This window comes from Pseudomonas sp. PS01300 (genome assembly GCF_029960155.1).
In the GTDB taxonomy this organism is placed as follows: domain Bacteria; phylum Pseudomonadota; class Gammaproteobacteria; order Pseudomonadales; family Pseudomonadaceae; genus Aquipseudomonas; species Aquipseudomonas palmensis.
The window spans coordinates 145,618-160,642 of the sequence record NZ_JASCPN010000002.1; the positions used below are offsets into that span (position 1 = coordinate 145,618).

Genomic DNA, 15,025 nt, shown 5'->3' on the forward strand with positions numbered 1-15,025 from the left:
CATGAGCCTGCATTTCTCGACCCGCCACACGCCGCGACGACGGCTGCACCACTGGAAGATCGACCACCTGCCGGACACGCCGCTGGCCTTCGTGCGCCTGTGCATCGGCAACTACAAGGTCTGGTACTCAAGCATCCTGCTGTTGCAGTGCATCGCCGTGGTCAGCGCGGTGCTGATCCCCTGGGCGCTGGGCCTGATCACCCGGCAGGTGACCGAGGCCGCCTCGGTACATGCCGCGCTGCCGGGGCTGGTGGCGCCCCTGAGCCTGTTCGGCACGCTGCTGGTGCTGGAAATGCTGAGCGCCCGCAGCGCCGCCGCCTGCCACATCAAGGTGCTGCCGCTGCAGCGGCGAACCGTGACCCATGCCTTGTTCGCCTACCTGCAACGCCATTCCCAGCGCTTTGTCAGCAGCGAGTTCGCCGGGGCGCTGGCGCACCGCATCGCCGAGGTGGCGCTGGGGGTCAACCAGACCCTGGGCATCCTGCTGTTCGACATGCTCGGCCTGGCGCTGACCCTGAGCCTGGCCACCGCCTTGCTGTGGAGCGCCTCGGGCCTGCTGGCCGCGTTCATGCTCGGCTGGTCGCTGCTGTTCATTGGCATTTGCTATGTCCTGGCGCGGCGCAGCCACCCGCTGGCGCAGCAGTATTCGGCGGCGCGCAGCACCAGCAACGGCAAGGTGGTGGACGCGGTGAGCAACCTCACCAACATCCGCCTGTTCGCCCGCCAGCCGTTCGAGCACGGCTACCTGGGGCACTACCTTGACCGCGAGGTGGACGCGGCCTACCGCTCGTTCTGGTACATGGAGAAGATCCGCTGGTTCCAGTCGGCCGGCGGCGTGGCCCTCAAGCTGGGCATGCTGGGGCTTGCGCTGCAGCAGTGGTACGTGGGGCGCATCGACATCGCCACCTTCGTCATGGCCACCAGCCTGTCGCTGCTGATCATCAATGACGTGAGCAACCTGTCGCGGCGCTTTCTGGAGTTCTTCGAGGCCACCGGCAACATCGCCAACGGCGTGCGCACCCTGGTGCGGCCCCACGAGGTGGTGGACCTTCCCGGCGCACGGGCGCTGCCGCCGGTGCGCGGCGACATCGAGTTTCGCGACGTGAGCTTCGGCTATGCGCCCGACAAGCCGATCTTCCAGCACCTGAACCTGGTGATCCCGGCGGGGCAGACCGTGGGCCTGGTGGGCACCTCGGGCTCGGGCAAGTCGAGCCTGCTCAACCTGCTGCTGCGCCTGTACGACGTCAACAGCGGCCAGGTGCTGGTGGATGGACGCGATGTGCGCGAAGTGACCCAGCATTCGCTGCACCAGCAGATCGGCCTGATCCCCCAGGAACCTGGCCTGTTCCACCGCAGCATCGGCGAGAACATCCACTACGGGCGCCTGGAGGCCAGCTTCGAGGACGTGGTGCATGCCAGCCGCCGCGCCGGCGCCGACGACTTCATCGACAGCATGGAACACGGCTACGACTCGCTGGTGGGCGAGCGCGGGGTCAAGTTGTCGGGTGGCCAGCGCCAGCGCATCGCGATTGCCCGGGTGCTGCTCAAGAACGCCCCGATCCTGGTGATGGACGAAGCCACCTCCAGCCTGGACTCGCTCACCGAGCGTTTCATCCAGGAAAAACTCGACGAAATCATGCACGGCAAGACCGTGCTGGTGGTCGCGCACCGCTTGTCCACGGTGGCGCACCTGGACCGCATCCTGGTGTTCGATAAGGGCCGCCTGATCGAGGACGGCAACCATGCACAACTGCTGCGCCAGCGCGGCCAGTACCACCGGTTGTGGAGTCGCCAGGCCGCTGGCCAGTTCGACGAAACACCCGCTACCGAATCTGCCTGAGAGTTTTCAAACGCCCAAGGAGGCGCCCATGCCGCATTTGTCCGAAGTCCCCAAACACGCCCCCCAACACGCACTGACCAGCGTTGCGCACCTGCATCAACGCCTGGATGCCTTGCTTCCCGAGATTGCGGCCGGTGCAGCCGAGCGTGAACGTGAGCGCCAGCTGCCGTATGACGCCATACGCCAGCTGGCCGCCGCAGGGCTCTATACCGTGCGCATCCCGCTCGCCTACGGTGGCCCCGGCGGCTCGGTGAGCGACGTGATCGGCCTGCTGCTGCGGGTGGCCTCGGTGGACTCCAATGTGGCCCAGGCCCTGCGCCCGGGCTTTGCCTTCGTCGAAGGGCTGCTGGCCGCCGACCATAGCGGTGCAGAGCAGGAACGCCAGCGCTGGTTCGCGCGCTACCTGGACGGCGCCGTGCTGGGCAACGCAGGCTGGGAGGTGGGCGGCGCCAATGGCGCGATCAGCGCACGCATCGTGCCCGATGGCGAGCACTTTCGCGTCAGCGGCAGCAAGTACTACAGCACGGGCGCGCTGTACGCCGACTGGGTCAGCGCCGTGGCGCTGGACGAACAGGACAGGCCGGTGTCGTTCGTGCTGCCGCGCGATCGCCTGGGCCTGGAGCTGGTGGACGACTTCGACGCCATGGGCCAGCGCCTGACCGCCAGTGGCACCACGCGCCTGAACGATGTGCAGGTGCTGGCCAGCGAGATTCGTCCGCGCACCGTGGAGGAGGGCAAGCGCACCATCGTCACCCCGTTTCTGCAGTTGTTCCTCGCCACCGTGGAGGCCGGCATCGCGCGCAATGCCCAGGAGGATGCAGTGCGCTTTGCCCGCGAGCATGCGCGACCGATCAAGCACAGCAGCGCCAGCCAGTCGGTGGACGACCCCTATGTGCAACTGAGCGTGGGCGAAGTGGCCGCGCGCGCCTTCACCGCCGAAGCGGTGGTGCTCAAGGCTGCAGCGGTGATCGACCGCGCCTGGGCCCTGCAACTGGACCCGCAGGCGGTGGATCAGGCCGCCATCGACGTGGCCCAGGCCCAGTACATTGCCGCCGAATCGGCGCTGCGGGCCGCCGAGCTGCTGTTCGATGTGGGCGGTGCGTCCACCACCGGGCGCAGCCACAACCTCGACCGGCACTGGCGCAACGCGCGTACGGTGGCCAACCACAACCCGCGCCACTGGAAGGCCTCGGCGGTCGGCACCTGGTACCTCAAGGGCACGCCGCCGCCGACCTCGGGGCTGTTCTGAGTGACCATGGCCGAACCCCTGCCGGCCTTGCGGCCGGTTTCGCGCAAGGTGCCGATGATCATCGGCTGCGCGCTGTGCATGGAACTGATCGACTCCACCGTGGTGATGACGGCCTTGCCGCAGATGGCCAGCGACTTCGGCGCGCCGAGCGTGCGCATGAACCTGGTGGTGTCGCTGTACATGCTGGCCGCCGCGCTGTGCGTACCGGTCAGTGGCTGGGCCGCCGACCGCTTCGGCCCACGACGGCTGTTCGTGGTGGCGATCGTGCTGTTCATCGTGTCGTCGCTGGCCTGCGCGGCATCCACCTCGCTGCTGCAGCTGTGCCTGGCGCGCATGCTGCAGGGCGCGGCGGGGGCGATGATGGTGCCGGTGGGGCAGGTGATCCTGCTGCGCTGGTCGCCGCGCGAAGACCTGATGCGCAACCTGTCGTACCTGACCATTCCGGCGCTGATCGGGCCCATGATCGGGCCGCCGCTGGGCGGGCTGATGGTGACGTTCGTGTCGTGGCACTGGATCTTCCTGATCAACCTGCCCATCGGCCTGGTGGGCATCGTGCTGGTGCTGCGCCATGTACCGCATTATCCCGGGGTTCGTGCGCGGGCGCTGGATGTGCGCGGGCTGCTGCTCAGCGGCACCGCGCTGGGGGCGCTGGTGTTCGGTTTCGAGGCGCTGGGCCACGGCCTGCTGCCGCGAGCGTGGGTGGCGGTGATGATCGGGGCGGGGCTGCTGTGCGGCGCGTGGTACATCCGCCATGCACGGCGCTGCGCCGAACCGCTGCTGGACTTGTCGCTGCTGCGCATTCCCAGCTACCGCATCAGCTTCTGGGGCGGCAACCTGCTGCGCCTGGGTACCTCGTCGGGCCCGTTCCTGCTGGTGCTGATGTTTCAGCTGTGCTTTGGCCTGAGCCCGCTGCATGCGGGGCTGCTGACCCTGGCGGGTGGCGCGGGGGCGTTTCTGATGAAGCTGCTGGCAGTGCGCGTGGTGCGCCGCTTCGGCATCCGTCGCACGCTCACCGGCAATGCGCTGCTCACCGGGCTGACCCTGGGGGCCTGTGCCAGCTTTACCAGCGATACGCCGTACTGGGTGATCGTGCTGATGCTGTTCGCCAGCGCAGTGATTCGTTCGCTGCAGTTCAGCACCCTGGGCGCGCTGACCTATGCGGATGTACCGGCGGCGCTGAGCAGCCGGGCCAGCAGCCTGTCGGCGATGACGGTGCAGTTGAGCATGAGCCTGTCGGTGGGGCTGGCCGCCTCGCTACTGGGGGTGCTGATGAACCTGCGCGGGCACGCCACCCCCGTCACCAGCGACGTGGCCTGGGTGATGCTGCTGTGCGGGCTGGCGTGCATGGCCTCGGCACTGGTGTTCCGGCGCCTGGCAGCGGACGCCGGCAATGCGGTGTATGCCGCGCGTGGCTGATCAGATCGACAGGTTGAGCACCCGCTCGCCCTGGGTGGCGCCAGTGGGCCGGCGGCGATTGACCGCCAGTTCGCCGATCTTGATCAGGCGGGTACGCGTGACATTGCGGGTCAGGCCCAGCAGGTTGGCGGTGTGCACCTGGTTGTAGTGGCTGAAGCGGTAGGCCGCGCGCAACAGCGCGTCCTCGACCTGTTCGTGCAACGCGCCGGCCTGTTCCTCGAAGAGTTTCTGGAAGGCCCTTTCGAGCAGCGCCTGGGCCGAGTCGTCCTGGCTGGGGCTGTCGTCCTGGCGTTCGATGCGCATGTTCGACAGGCGCAGGTCGTCGTGCTCGATCAGGCCGTCGCGGCAGATCAGCAGGGTGTGGTGGATGACGTTTTCCAGCTCGCGGATGTTGCCCGGCCAGCCGTAGGTGCGCAGCTTGTGCTCGGCCTGGGCGCTCAGGCGCACCTGGCCGTAGCCCAGGCGCTGGCTGTAGGCATCGATGAAGTGGCGGGTCAGCGGCAGGATGTCGCCGGGGCGTTCGCGCAGCGGCACCAGCTCCAGGCTGACCACGTCCAGACGGTAATAGAGGTCTTCGCGAAAGTGCCCGGCATTGATCGCCTTTTCCAGCTGCACGTTGGTGGCGGCCAGTACCCGCACATCGATGGGAATGCTCTTGCGCGAGCCCAGGCGCACCACTTCGCGCTCCTGCAGCACGCGCAGCAGCTTGACCTGGATCGGCATCGGCAGGTCGCCGATCTCGTCGAGGAACAGGGTGCCGCCGTTGGCCTCTTCGAACCAGCCGGCCTTGGCCGCCAGGGCGCCGGTGAAGGCGCCTTTCTCGTGGCCGAACAGCTCGGCCTCGACCAGCGATTCGGAAAACGCGCCGCAGTTGACGGCCACGAACGGCTTGTCACGTCGCCCGCTCAGGTTGTGAATGTGGCGCGCCACCAGCTCTTTGCCGGTACCGGTCTCGCCGATGATCAGCACGCTGGCTTCGCTGGGCGCCACCTGTTGCAGGTGCGCCAGCAGCGCACGTGACTTGGGGTCTTCGAACACCTGCGCGGTGGCGCGGATCGAGGTGGCCAACGCGGGCGAGGGCGGTAGGGTCAACAATTGCATGGCAGTCACACTATGAATAGAACGTCGGAATCGGCAGGCGCTGGTTCAAGGCCCAGTCGCCCAGTTCGTGGAGTTTGTAATCCAGCGGGTCGTGCAGGCTCTGGGTGCGCAGATTGCGCCAGTGCCGGTCGAGCCCCACCGAGGCCTGCGTGGCGCGGGCGCCGGTGACCTCGAAGACCTTGCTGCACAGCTCCAGGCCGTCGCGGCTGGCCGCCACCTTGGCGGTGGCGATGGCCACCGCCACGCGGCCGCGCTGGTCTGCGCCGAGCGCGGCGCCCTTGGCCCAGGCCCGGTCGAGTTCGCCGGCGGCGTTGTCGAGCAGCAGCCGGGCGCCTTGCAGGCGTACCCAGAAGTCGCCGAAGTGGCCCAGTACATAAGGATCGTCGCGGCTATCAAGGGCCGTGGACTTGAACCAGGGCCGGGTCTCGTTGAGGGTGTACTGGCGCGCTTCTTCGAACGCGCCTTCGGCGATGCCCAGGCAGATGTTGGCGAAATGCAGCTGGGCGATCAGCGGCCGCAGGCAGGCGAACGGCGTGCTCAGCGGGCCGGGGTCGAGCAGCAGGTCGCCTTCTTCCACGCGCACCCGTTCGAAGGTGGCGCTGCCGCTGTCGGTCTGGCGCTGGCCCATGTTGTGCCAGTCGTCGTGCAGGGTGATGCCGGTGCGACCGCTGGGTATCGCGGCAATCAGCAGCTTGCCCCCGGCAGCCTCGTCCACGGCCGAGGCAATCAGCATTTGTGAATCGCTGGCGCCCGAGCAGAAGCTCTTCTTGCCGGAGAATTCACGCCAGCTGCCGTGGTGCTTGACGATGGTGCGGGTGTCGAGGGGGTTGAGGGCATTGCCCCAGAACCAGTTCTTGCGCGCCGTCAGCTCGTACCAGGGCTGCCATTGCGAAGGTGCGCCGAACAGACGCACGGTGGCCAGCATCAGGTGGTGAAAGCCGAACACATGGGCAATGGAGCTGTCGACCCGGGCGAATTCGCGCACCACATCGAAGGTCTGGCTCCAGGTGGCGTTCAGCCCGCCGAACTCGCGGGGGATGCTCAGGGCCAGCAGGCCGCTGGCACGCAGGGCATCGCGCTCGGCCTTGGGCGTGCCGCCCTTGCGGTCGCGCTCTACCACGCTGCGGCTGAATGTCTGGGCCAGGTCGCGGGCAATCTGCAGCGGGGTCGATCGAGGGGTATGCAACGTGGCGCTCACGCGGGTTACCTGTGCAAAAAGGTTCGGGCCTCAAGGCCGGGCCCTGTCGATGCTAAATGATCTAAAAAACCTTAAATAAATAACGTTTAGGAATGTTGATATACAGCTTTTCATATTCCAAACAGATCTATATTTGTCGTTATTTATTCTTTTTGATTTTTATCTTTGCGGTGCACTCTGCATTCACGCACTGCAACGACGGTGCTCCCAACTGCTAAGGAGCCACACCATGACCATCAAGGCGATCAACGTACGTAACCAGTTCAAGGGCACCATCAAGGAGATCATCGAGGGGCCGGTGGTCTCGGAAATCGACGTGCAGACCCAGGCCGGCATCGTCACCTCGGTGATCACCACGCGGTCGGTGCATGAGCTGGAACTGAGGATTGGCAGCGAGGTGATCGCGTTCGTGAAATCGACCGAGGTGTCGATCGCGAAGCTGTGAGAGGGGTGTGACGGTGAGCGCCGGGTGGCCCTCACCGCAATGCTCAGTCGGCTGTCAGCACGTCCCTTCTGGCCGGCAACACTTCCAGCTCCCCGAATGACACCGACGCATCCACGTAGCGCAGCGCCGATTTCACGTCGCGCCAGCCCACGTGGGCCATCAGCGCTTTCATGTCCCAGCCATTGCCACTGGCCCAGGTGGCAAAGCCACGACGCAGCGAGTGGCTGCTGTAGAGGCTGGCGGGTAGCCCGGCATCTGCAAAAATCCGCCGCAGCAGCACGATCAGGCTGCCACTGTTGAGCGCCTGCTCGCCCAGGTTGCCCCAGCGATCGAGCTTGCGAAACACCGGCCCGCGGGCGATGCCCGCCGCGCTGATCCAGTCGATGTAGGCCTGTACCGGACACAGGCTCTTCAGGGCAGGGGTGCGATGACTGACCCCGCGGCCCTGCCGGTCCCCTTTGCTTTGCGCCAGGTACAGCTGCATGCCCACGCCCGCCTGGGCCTGAATGTGCTCCACGCGCAGGCGCGCCAGCTCATCGCCCCTGAACCCTCGCCAGAACCCGATCAGCAGGAGGGCGACATCGCGCCGTGCGCGCAGCAGCTCGGGCAGGCAGTGCGCCTGTTGCGCCTGTGCGGCCTTGGTGTGCAGTGCGTCGACCGTGCGCTGCAGGTGTTCCAGGGTCAGGGCGGCTGCCTGGCGCTCCTGCGCCGGGTGCACCGCGCGTATGCCCTTGAGCATCTGGCGCACCAGCGGCGCCTTGGTGGGGTCGGGAAAGCCCTGGCTGGTATGCCACTGGCCCAGCGCGGCCAGGCGCTGGCGCAAGGTGTTGATCGAGTGCTGCTCGGCGTAATCGGCCAGGTAGCGCGCGATGCTGTCGGCCGTGGCCGGTAGAAAGCCACCCCAGCTCACCTCGAAATGCTCCACGGCCGCGCGGTAGCTGCGCCGCGTGTTGTCCCTTACGGCTGCGTCCAGGTAGCGATCGAGCTTGTTCATCGGCAGGTTCTCCATCGGTGTACGGCTGAGCGACTGCAACCGGGCGTTTTTTGCCTATCACATGTGATAAGCCGTGATTATTTCATCTTTTATTCTGATTTCTATAGGCATTTTTTCAATTTCATTTAGTATGTATATACATAGTACGTACCACATTACGAAATAGTAGGAGCACCCATGGCCCGTGGCGGTATCAACAAGGCAATCGTGCAGAAGGCGCGTCAGGCGCTATTGGCCCGTGGCGAACACCCCAGTATCGATGCCGTACGCATCGAGCTGGGCAACACCGGGTCCAAGACCACGATTCACCGCTACCTCAAGGAGCTGGACGCGCAGCAACCGACACTGGCGGCGGACAAGCCGGGCATGAGCGAAGCCCTGGCCAACCTGGTCAGTCAGCTGGCCCAGCAACTGGTGGAGGAGGGCGACGCACGTATCGAAGCGGCGCAGAACGTGTTCGACCATGAAAAGGCGGCGTTGCAGGGCGAACTGCAGGCGATCCAGCAGGCGCTGGCGACCCTGCAGCAGCAACACCAGATTCAGGCCGAGGCGCTGGCGGGTGAGTCGGCGCAGTTGGCCACGACCCGCAGTACCCTGCAGACCGAGCAGACGCGCAATGCCACCTTGAATCAGGCGGTAGGTGAGTTAAACCTGCGCCTGAACGACAAGGACGAGCAGATCCAGTCGCTGGAAGACAAGCACCAGCATGCCCGCGATGCACTGGAGCATTACCGCACCGCCACCCGTGAGCAGCGCGAGCAGGATCAGCGCCGGCATGAGGCGCAGGTACAGCAGTTGCAGGTCGAGGTGCGTCAGTTGCAGCAGAGCCTGATCGTCAAGCAGGACGAACTGACGCGGCTCAACCGCGACAACGAGCGCTTGCTGGTGGAGGCGCGGCAGGTGCAGCGTGAGCGGCAGGCGCTGCAGGACCAGCAGGCGCAACAGGCACAGGAGATCAAGACCTTGATGGCCAGCCTGGCGCAGTCGTTGGGTGCGCGGGAGGAGCTGCTGCGGCAGAACCAGGTGCTGGGGCAGCAGGTGGAGCAGGGGGCGGGTGAACAACGCCAGCAACAGCAGGTGATCGAGCAATTGCAGGCGCAGGTCGAGCAGCGCGATGCAGAGCTGGAGGCCTTGAAGGCAAAGGAGCAAGCCTCAGACCAAGCTGAAGCCGAGCAGACAGGGCTGCCGACTCACCCCTGACAGGGTGCGTTGCAGCGAATCTAGGAGCCGGCCTTGCCGGCGTCTTGGGGCGCCAGCTAGTCGCGCAATGACAAGCGCATCGCACACCGCCCCTGCAACCCTCGCGAAGCCTCGTACGCCATCTGCCGGCGCAACATACCGCTTAACGACGCCTCTTCCAGTCTCTCGAAACCCAACCGTGCATAAAACGGTGCATTCCACGGCACCGCCACAAAGGTGGTGAGGGTCAGGGCCGCGAAGCCCTGGGCCTCGGCATGCGCGCGCACGGCCGCAATCAATCGCCGACCCAGGCCCTGGCCTTGCTGCGCATGATCCACCGCCAGCTCTTCTATGTGCAGCGACTCATCGAACGCGCTGGCACACACGAACCCAATTGGGCGGTCCCGCCCATCCACCACCACCCACTCGAGCCCGGCAGCCACGAACTCCAGGTGCTCGACGCTGCTGAGCACCGTGTGCTCGGCAATCCACGCCAGTGCCGGCACTTGCACAAAGGCCTGGGCCGCAGAGCGCTCTATGTCAGGCAGCAGGGGAGCATCGGTAGGGGTGGCCAGGCGAATGGAAAAGGACATCGGGCACGCTCTGCAATGGGAACCCACGCAGTCTGTGCAAAGCACCAGGGTTGTGCAAGCGCCCCCGGCATGGGCAATACGGGGGCACGCTTTTTCCTTGCCAGTGGCGACATAAATCATAATTTCGCTAATACCCGGCGGCGCACAGAATGCGGGCAACCCCCTCATGCAGAAGCGCACAGCCATGACCGTTGAAAAAACCCGAATTGATACGCTTGTAGTAGGCGCCGGTCAGGCCGGCGTGGCCATGAGTGAGCACCTGGGCCGCCTCGGGGTGCAGCACCTGGTGCTGGAACGCAACCGCATCGCCGAAGCCTGGCGCACCGGTCGCTGGGACTCGCTGGTGGCCAACGGCCCGGCCTGGCACGACCGCTTCCCGGGCCTGGAATTCGAAGGCCTGGATGCCGACGCCTTCGCCGGCAAGGATCAGGTGGCGGCCTACTTCGAGACCTATGCCAAGAAGATCGACGCGCCCATTCGTACCGGTGTCGAAGTGCTCAAGGTCGAACGCAACGAAGGTCGCTCGGGCTTTACGGTGCAGACCTCCATGGGCCTGATCGAGGCCAACCAGGTGGTGGTGGCCACCGGGCCGTTCCAGCGCCCGGTGATCCCGCCCATCGCTCCGCAGCTTCCCGGCATTACCCAGCTGCATTCGGCCGACTACCACAACCCCCGGCAATTGCCCGAAGGCGCGGTGCTGGTGGTGGGCGCGGGCTCCTCGGGTGTGCAGATCGCCGATGAACTGCAGCGCGCCGGCAAGCAGGTGTACCTGTCGGTGGGCGCGCACGATCGCCCGCCACGCGCCTACCGCAATCGCGACTTCTGCTGGTGGCTGGGGGTGCTCGGCCTGTGGGACGCCGAAGGCGTGCAGCCCGGCAAGGAGCACGTGACCATCGCGGTCAGCGGTGCCCGTGGCGGACATACCGTGGACTTTCGCAAGCTGGCCCACCAGGGCATCACGCTGGTGGGCCTGACCCGCGCATTCGATCAAGGTGTGGTCAGCTTCGAGGCCAACCTGGCCGAGAACATCGCCCGCGGCGACGAGAACTACCTGGCGCTGCTCGATGCCGCCGACGACTACATTGCACGCAACGGCCTGGACCTGCCCGAAGAACCCGAAGCACGCCACATGCTGCCAGACCCGCAGTGCCTGACCCAGCCGATTCTTGAGCTGGACCTGGCCAAGGCCGGTGTCACCTCGATCATCTGGGCCACCGGCTACTCGACCGACTACAGCTGGCTGAAGGTCGATGCCTTCAAGCCCGACGGCAAGCCACAGCATCAGCGCGGTGTGTCCCGCGAACCGGGGATCTATTTCGTCGGCCTGCCGTGGCTGTCGCGCCGTGGCTCCGCCTTTATCTGGGGCGTGTGGCACGACGCCCGGCACATCGCCGAGCACATCGTGAAACAGCGCACCTATTTCGACTACCGCGACGCCGCGCAACGCGAGGCTGCCGCCCACTGTGATTCCAACGTCCAGAAACTGGGAGTACGTTGATGCCTACCCATACCCGCATCCGCATGTTCAACACCAAGGATACCTACCCCAACCAGACCCTGGACAACGACCTGTGCCAGGCCGTGCGTGCCGGCAACACGGTCTACGTGCGTGGCCAGGTGGGCACCGATTTCGACGGTCAACTGGTCGGCCTTGGCGACCCGCGGGCCCAGGCCGAGCAGGCCATGCGCAACGTCAAGCAACTGCTCGAAGAAGCCGGCAGCGACCTGAGCCACATCGTCAAGACCACCACCTACCTGATCGACCCGCGCTACCGCGAGCCGGTGTACCAGGAGGTCGGCAAATGGCTCAAGGGCGTGTTTCCGATTTCCACCGGGCTGGTGGTCAGTGCCCTGGGCCAACCGCAATGGCTGATGGAAATCGACGTGATCGCGGTGATCCCCGAATAAGGAGCGGCACATGACTTTTTCTATCGTCGGACGCTGCGCCGAAACCGGTCAGCTGGGTATCGCCATCAGCTCGTCGAGCATCGCCGTGGGCGCGCGTTGCCCCTGGCTGCGCGCCGGCGTGGGCGCGGTGTCGAGCCAGAACATCACGTTGCCGGCGCTGGGCCCGCAGATACTCGATGGCCTGGCCGACGGGCTGGCACCTGCCACGGCCTTGGACCAGGCGCTGTCGAGCAATGGCTATGGCCAGTACCGTCAGGTAGCGGTGGTGGATGCCCAGGGGCGCACCGCACTCTTCAGTGGCAGCCACGCACTGGGCACCCACAATGCAGTGGCAGGCGATCAATGCGTGGCCGCCGGCAACCTGCTGGCCAGCAGCGCGGTGATCGAACGCATGGTCGAGGCCTTCGAGCGCAGCGAGGGCTGCCTGGCCGCCCGGTTGCTCACGGCATTGCAGGCGGGGCAGGCCGCAGGCGGCGAGGCCGGGGCGGTGCACTCGGCGGCACTGTCGGTGGTCGGCGACCTGACCTGGCCGATCGTCGACCTGCGGGTGGACTGGGCCGACGAGAATCCCATCGGCGAACTGCACAAACTGTGGACCGCCTATGAACCCCAGTTGCAGGACTACCTGACCCGCGCCCTGGACCCGACGCAGGCGCCCAGCTACGGAGTGCCCGGCGATGAGTGAATGGCGCAGCCGCACCCTGCTGGCGCAGCTGGTCGGCTTCGCCACGGTGAGCCGGGATTCGAACCTGGCGCTGATCGAGTTCGTGCGCGATTACCTGGACGATCTGGGGGTGGACTGCGAGCTGATCTACAACGCCGAACGCACCAAGGCCAACCTGCTGGCCAGCATCGGCCCGGGGGTGGAGGGCGGCGTGGTGCTGTCCGGACACACCGATGTGGTGCCGGTGGACGGCCAGGCCTGGACGGTGCCGCCGTTCGACCTGAGCGAGCAGGACGGCAAGCTGTACGGCCGGGGCACTGCCGACATGAAAGGCTACCTGGCCTCGGTGCTGGCGGCGGTGCCGCTGTTTCTGGCAAGCCCGTTGCGCCGCCCGGTACACCTGGCGTTTTCGTATGACGAAGAGGTGGGTTGCCTGGGGGTACGCAGCCTGCTCGAGGTGTTGCCACGGCGTATCCCGATGCCGGCGCTGTGCCTGATCGGCGAACCCACCGAACTCAAGCCGGTGCTCGGGCACAAGGGCAAGCTGGCCATGCGCTGCCATGTGCACGGCGCGGCCTGTCATTCGGCCTACGCGCCCTATGGCGTCAACGCCATCGAGCAGGCGGCGCGGCTGATCGGCCAGCTGGGCGCAATCGGTACGCGCCTGGCGGCGCCGGAGCTTCACGACGAACGATTTGACCCGGCATTTTCGACCGTGCAGGTGGGCACGATCCAGGGCGGCACGGCGCTGAACATCGTGCCGGCCGATTGCCGTTTCGATTTCGAGGTGCGGGCGCTGCCGGCGTTCGCCCCGCAAGCGGTGGCCGATGAATTGCAGGCGTTTGCCGCGCGTGAAGTAGTGCCGGCGATGCAGGCGGTCAATGCCGACAGCGACATTCGTTTCGAAGCGCTGTCGAGCTACCCGGGGCTTGCCACGCCACCGGACAGCGCGGCGGCGCAGCTGATTGCCCGGCTGTGCGGCAGCGATGCCTTCAGCACGGTGGCCTTTGGCACCGAAGGCGGGCTGTTCGACCAGGCCGGGATACCGGCAGTGGTCTGCGGGCCGGGCAGCATGGACCAGGGACACAAGCCGGACGAATACGTCAGCGTCGAACAGCTGGCTGGTTGTGACCGGCTGATGGAGCGTCTGGCGGCGTTTTTGAGCGAGACATAACACACAGATCGGCATACGAGCCGGCCAACGTTGCACCTTTTACTGCCGTAGAGCAGGACGACCGTACCCGCGGTCGCCTAACAAAACCCCGCCGGCGCGCACGAGCGTGTCGGCCTAGTCGAGGAAGTGAGCCATGACCCGATCCTTGCGTTGCAGCGTTCCGTTTGCCCTGGCCCTGTTGAGCAGTGCCGTGTTTGCCGCCCCGCAGAACCTGACCGTCATCTCGTTTGGCGGCGCCACCAAGCAGGCACAGGAAAAGGCCTACTTCCAGCCATTCAATGCCAGCGGTGCGGGCACCGTGGTGGCAGGCGAGTACAACGGCGAGCTGTCGAAAATCAAGGCCATGGTCGACGTCGGCCACACCAGCTGGGATGTGGTCGAGGTCGAAAGCCCCGAGCTGTTGCGCGGCTGTGATGAAGGCCTGTTCGAGAAACTCGACCCGCAACGTTTCGGTGACCAGGCCAATTTTGTGCCCGGCACCTTCACCGAGTGTGGCGTGGCCACCTATGTATGGTCGATGGTGATGGCCTACGACCATGCCAAGCTGGCCAAGGGGCCGACCTCATGGGCGGACTTCTGGAACGTGAAGGACTTCCCCGGCAAGCGCGGCCTGCGCAAGGGCGCCAAGTACACCCTGGAGATCGCCTTGCTCGCCGACGGCGTCAAGCCCGATGAGTTGTACAAGGTGCTCGGCACCCCTGAAGGGGTGAGCCGCGCGTTCGCCAAGCTGGACCAGATCAAGTCCAACATCCAGTGGTGGGAAGCCGGGGCGCAACCTGCGCAGTGGTTGATTGCCGGCGATGTGGTGATGAGCGCGGCGTACAACGGGCGCATCGCGGCTGCGCAGAAGGAGGGCATGAAGCTGAGCATCGTATGGCCGCAGAGCCTGTTCGACCCTGAATACTGGGCGGTGGTGAAGGGTACGCCGAACAAGAAACTGGCCGAGGATTTCATTGCGTTCGCCAGCCAGCCACAGGCGCAGAAGGTGTTCTCGGAAAACATTCCGTATGGCCCGGTAAACAAGCAGACCCTGGGTTTGCTGCCAGCCGAAGTACAGAAGCAGTTGCCCACTGCCGAAGCCAACCTGGCCCAGGCGCGAGCAGTGGATGCGGCGTTCTGGGTTGACCATGGCGAGGAGCTGGAACAACGCTTCAATGCCTGGGCGGCGCGCTGATTCGAGCCAATATCCCACCCAGGCCTTAGCCCCCGCTACTGATACTTCTGTCAGTAGCGGGCTGGTGTTGCTCACCGTTACTGTTTGCCT

Annotated in this window: 14 protein-coding genes; 10 read left to right on the top strand and 4 right to left on the bottom strand. The window is 65.8% G+C overall.

Annotation, left to right across the window (positions count from 1 at the left end; all coding sequences use genetic code 11):
• The first annotated feature begins 1 nt into the window (after nt 1).
• Genes QMX96_RS02065 through QMX96_RS02075 form a run of 3 tightly spaced genes read left to right on the top strand, consistent with a single transcriptional unit; the run spans nt 2 to nt 4,505 of the window.
• Nucleotides 2-1,840, top strand: a complete 1,839-nt coding sequence (locus QMX96_RS02065) for an ABC transporter ATP-binding protein (RefSeq protein ID WP_282360964.1) — start codon at nt 2-4, stop codon at nt 1,838-1,840.
• Nucleotides 1,841-1,868: 28 nt separating this feature from the next.
• On the top strand, nt 1,869-3,089 hold the full coding sequence (locus tag QMX96_RS02070; RefSeq protein ID WP_043862769.1) for an acyl-CoA dehydrogenase family protein: 1,221 nt from the start codon (nt 1,869-1,871) through the stop codon (nt 3,087-3,089).
• A 6-nt stretch (nt 3,090-3,095) separates the two neighbouring features.
• A complete protein-coding gene (locus QMX96_RS02075) occupies nt 3,096-4,505 on the top strand; it encodes an MFS transporter (protein ID WP_043862770.1) in 1,410 nt (469 codons plus the stop codon).
• Here QMX96_RS02075 and QMX96_RS02080 read toward each other — a convergent pair whose 3' ends face one another.
• Together QMX96_RS02080 and QMX96_RS02085 are read right to left on the bottom strand one after the other, a co-directional pair.
• Entirely contained in the window at nt 4,506-5,606 is a 1,101-nt protein-coding gene (locus tag QMX96_RS02080) for a sigma-54 dependent transcriptional regulator (protein WP_043862771.1), read from the bottom strand.
• A gap of 10 nt (nt 5,607-5,616) precedes the next feature.
• Complete coding sequence (locus QMX96_RS02085; protein ID WP_043862772.1) at nt 5,617-6,804, bottom strand: acyl-CoA dehydrogenase family protein; 1,188 nt, start codon at nt 6,802-6,804, stop codon at nt 5,617-5,619.
• A gap of 229 nt (nt 6,805-7,033) precedes the next feature.
• Here QMX96_RS02085 and QMX96_RS02090 point away from each other — a divergent pair, with 229 nt between their 5' ends.
• On the top strand, nt 7,034-7,249 hold the full coding sequence (locus tag QMX96_RS02090; RefSeq protein WP_043862773.1) for a TOBE domain-containing protein: 216 nt from the start codon (nt 7,034-7,036) through the stop codon (nt 7,247-7,249).
• A 43-nt stretch (nt 7,250-7,292) separates the two neighbouring features.
• Here the strand turns inward: QMX96_RS02090 and QMX96_RS02095 are convergent, their stop codons facing one another.
• Nucleotides 7,293-8,243, bottom strand: a complete 951-nt coding sequence (locus QMX96_RS02095; RefSeq protein ID WP_282360974.1) for a site-specific integrase — start codon at nt 8,241-8,243, stop codon at nt 7,293-7,295.
• A gap of 177 nt (nt 8,244-8,420) precedes the next feature.
• Here QMX96_RS02095 and QMX96_RS02100 point away from each other — a divergent pair, with 177 nt between their 5' ends.
• Nucleotides 8,421-9,443 carry a DNA-binding protein gene (locus QMX96_RS02100; protein WP_116054003.1) on the top strand — a complete coding sequence of 341 codons (1,023 nt, stop codon included), beginning with the start codon at nt 8,421-8,423 and terminating at the stop codon, nt 9,441-9,443.
• 56 nt (nt 9,444-9,499) lie between these two features.
• Here QMX96_RS02100 and QMX96_RS02105 read toward each other — a convergent pair whose 3' ends face one another.
• The gene (locus QMX96_RS02105) at nt 9,500-10,015 is read right to left on the bottom strand and encodes a GNAT family N-acetyltransferase (protein ID WP_058540185.1); all 516 of its coding nucleotides are present in this window, start codon (nt 10,013-10,015) and stop codon (nt 9,500-9,502) included.
• Nucleotides 10,016-10,199: 184 nt separating this feature from the next.
• Here QMX96_RS02105 and QMX96_RS02110 point away from each other — a divergent pair, with 184 nt between their 5' ends.
• The 5 genes from QMX96_RS02110 to QMX96_RS02130 all read left to right on the top strand — a co-directional run bounded on the left by QMX96_RS02110 (nt 10,200) and on the right by QMX96_RS02130 (nt 14,935).
• The gene (locus QMX96_RS02110) at nt 10,200-11,513 is read left to right on the top strand and encodes an NAD(P)/FAD-dependent oxidoreductase (protein ID WP_116055359.1); all 1,314 of its coding nucleotides are present in this window, start codon (nt 10,200-10,202) and stop codon (nt 11,511-11,513) included.
• Nucleotides 11,513-11,923, top strand: coding sequence for a RidA family protein (locus tag QMX96_RS02115; protein ID WP_003182257.1), 411 nt, complete (start codon nt 11,513-11,515; stop codon nt 11,921-11,923). Before QMX96_RS02110 ends, QMX96_RS02115 begins: the two co-directional genes overlap by 1 nt.
• A gap of 10 nt (nt 11,924-11,933) precedes the next feature.
• Nucleotides 11,934-12,608 (top strand): DUF1028 domain-containing protein, encoded by a 675-nt coding sequence (locus tag QMX96_RS02120; protein ID WP_043862778.1) that lies wholly within the window; start codon nt 11,934-11,936, stop codon nt 12,606-12,608.
• Entirely contained in the window at nt 12,601-13,761 is a 1,161-nt protein-coding gene (gene argE / locus QMX96_RS02125) for an acetylornithine deacetylase (protein WP_282361000.1), read from the top strand. The genes QMX96_RS02120 and argE overlap by 8 nt, the downstream gene beginning before the upstream one ends.
• Nucleotides 13,762-13,894: 133 nt before the next feature.
• Nucleotides 13,895-14,935 carry an ABC transporter substrate-binding protein gene (locus tag QMX96_RS02130; RefSeq protein WP_043862780.1) on the top strand — a complete coding sequence of 347 codons (1,041 nt, stop codon included), beginning with the start codon at nt 13,895-13,897 and terminating at the stop codon, nt 14,933-14,935.
• Nucleotides 14,936-15,025: the final 90 nt, after the last annotated feature.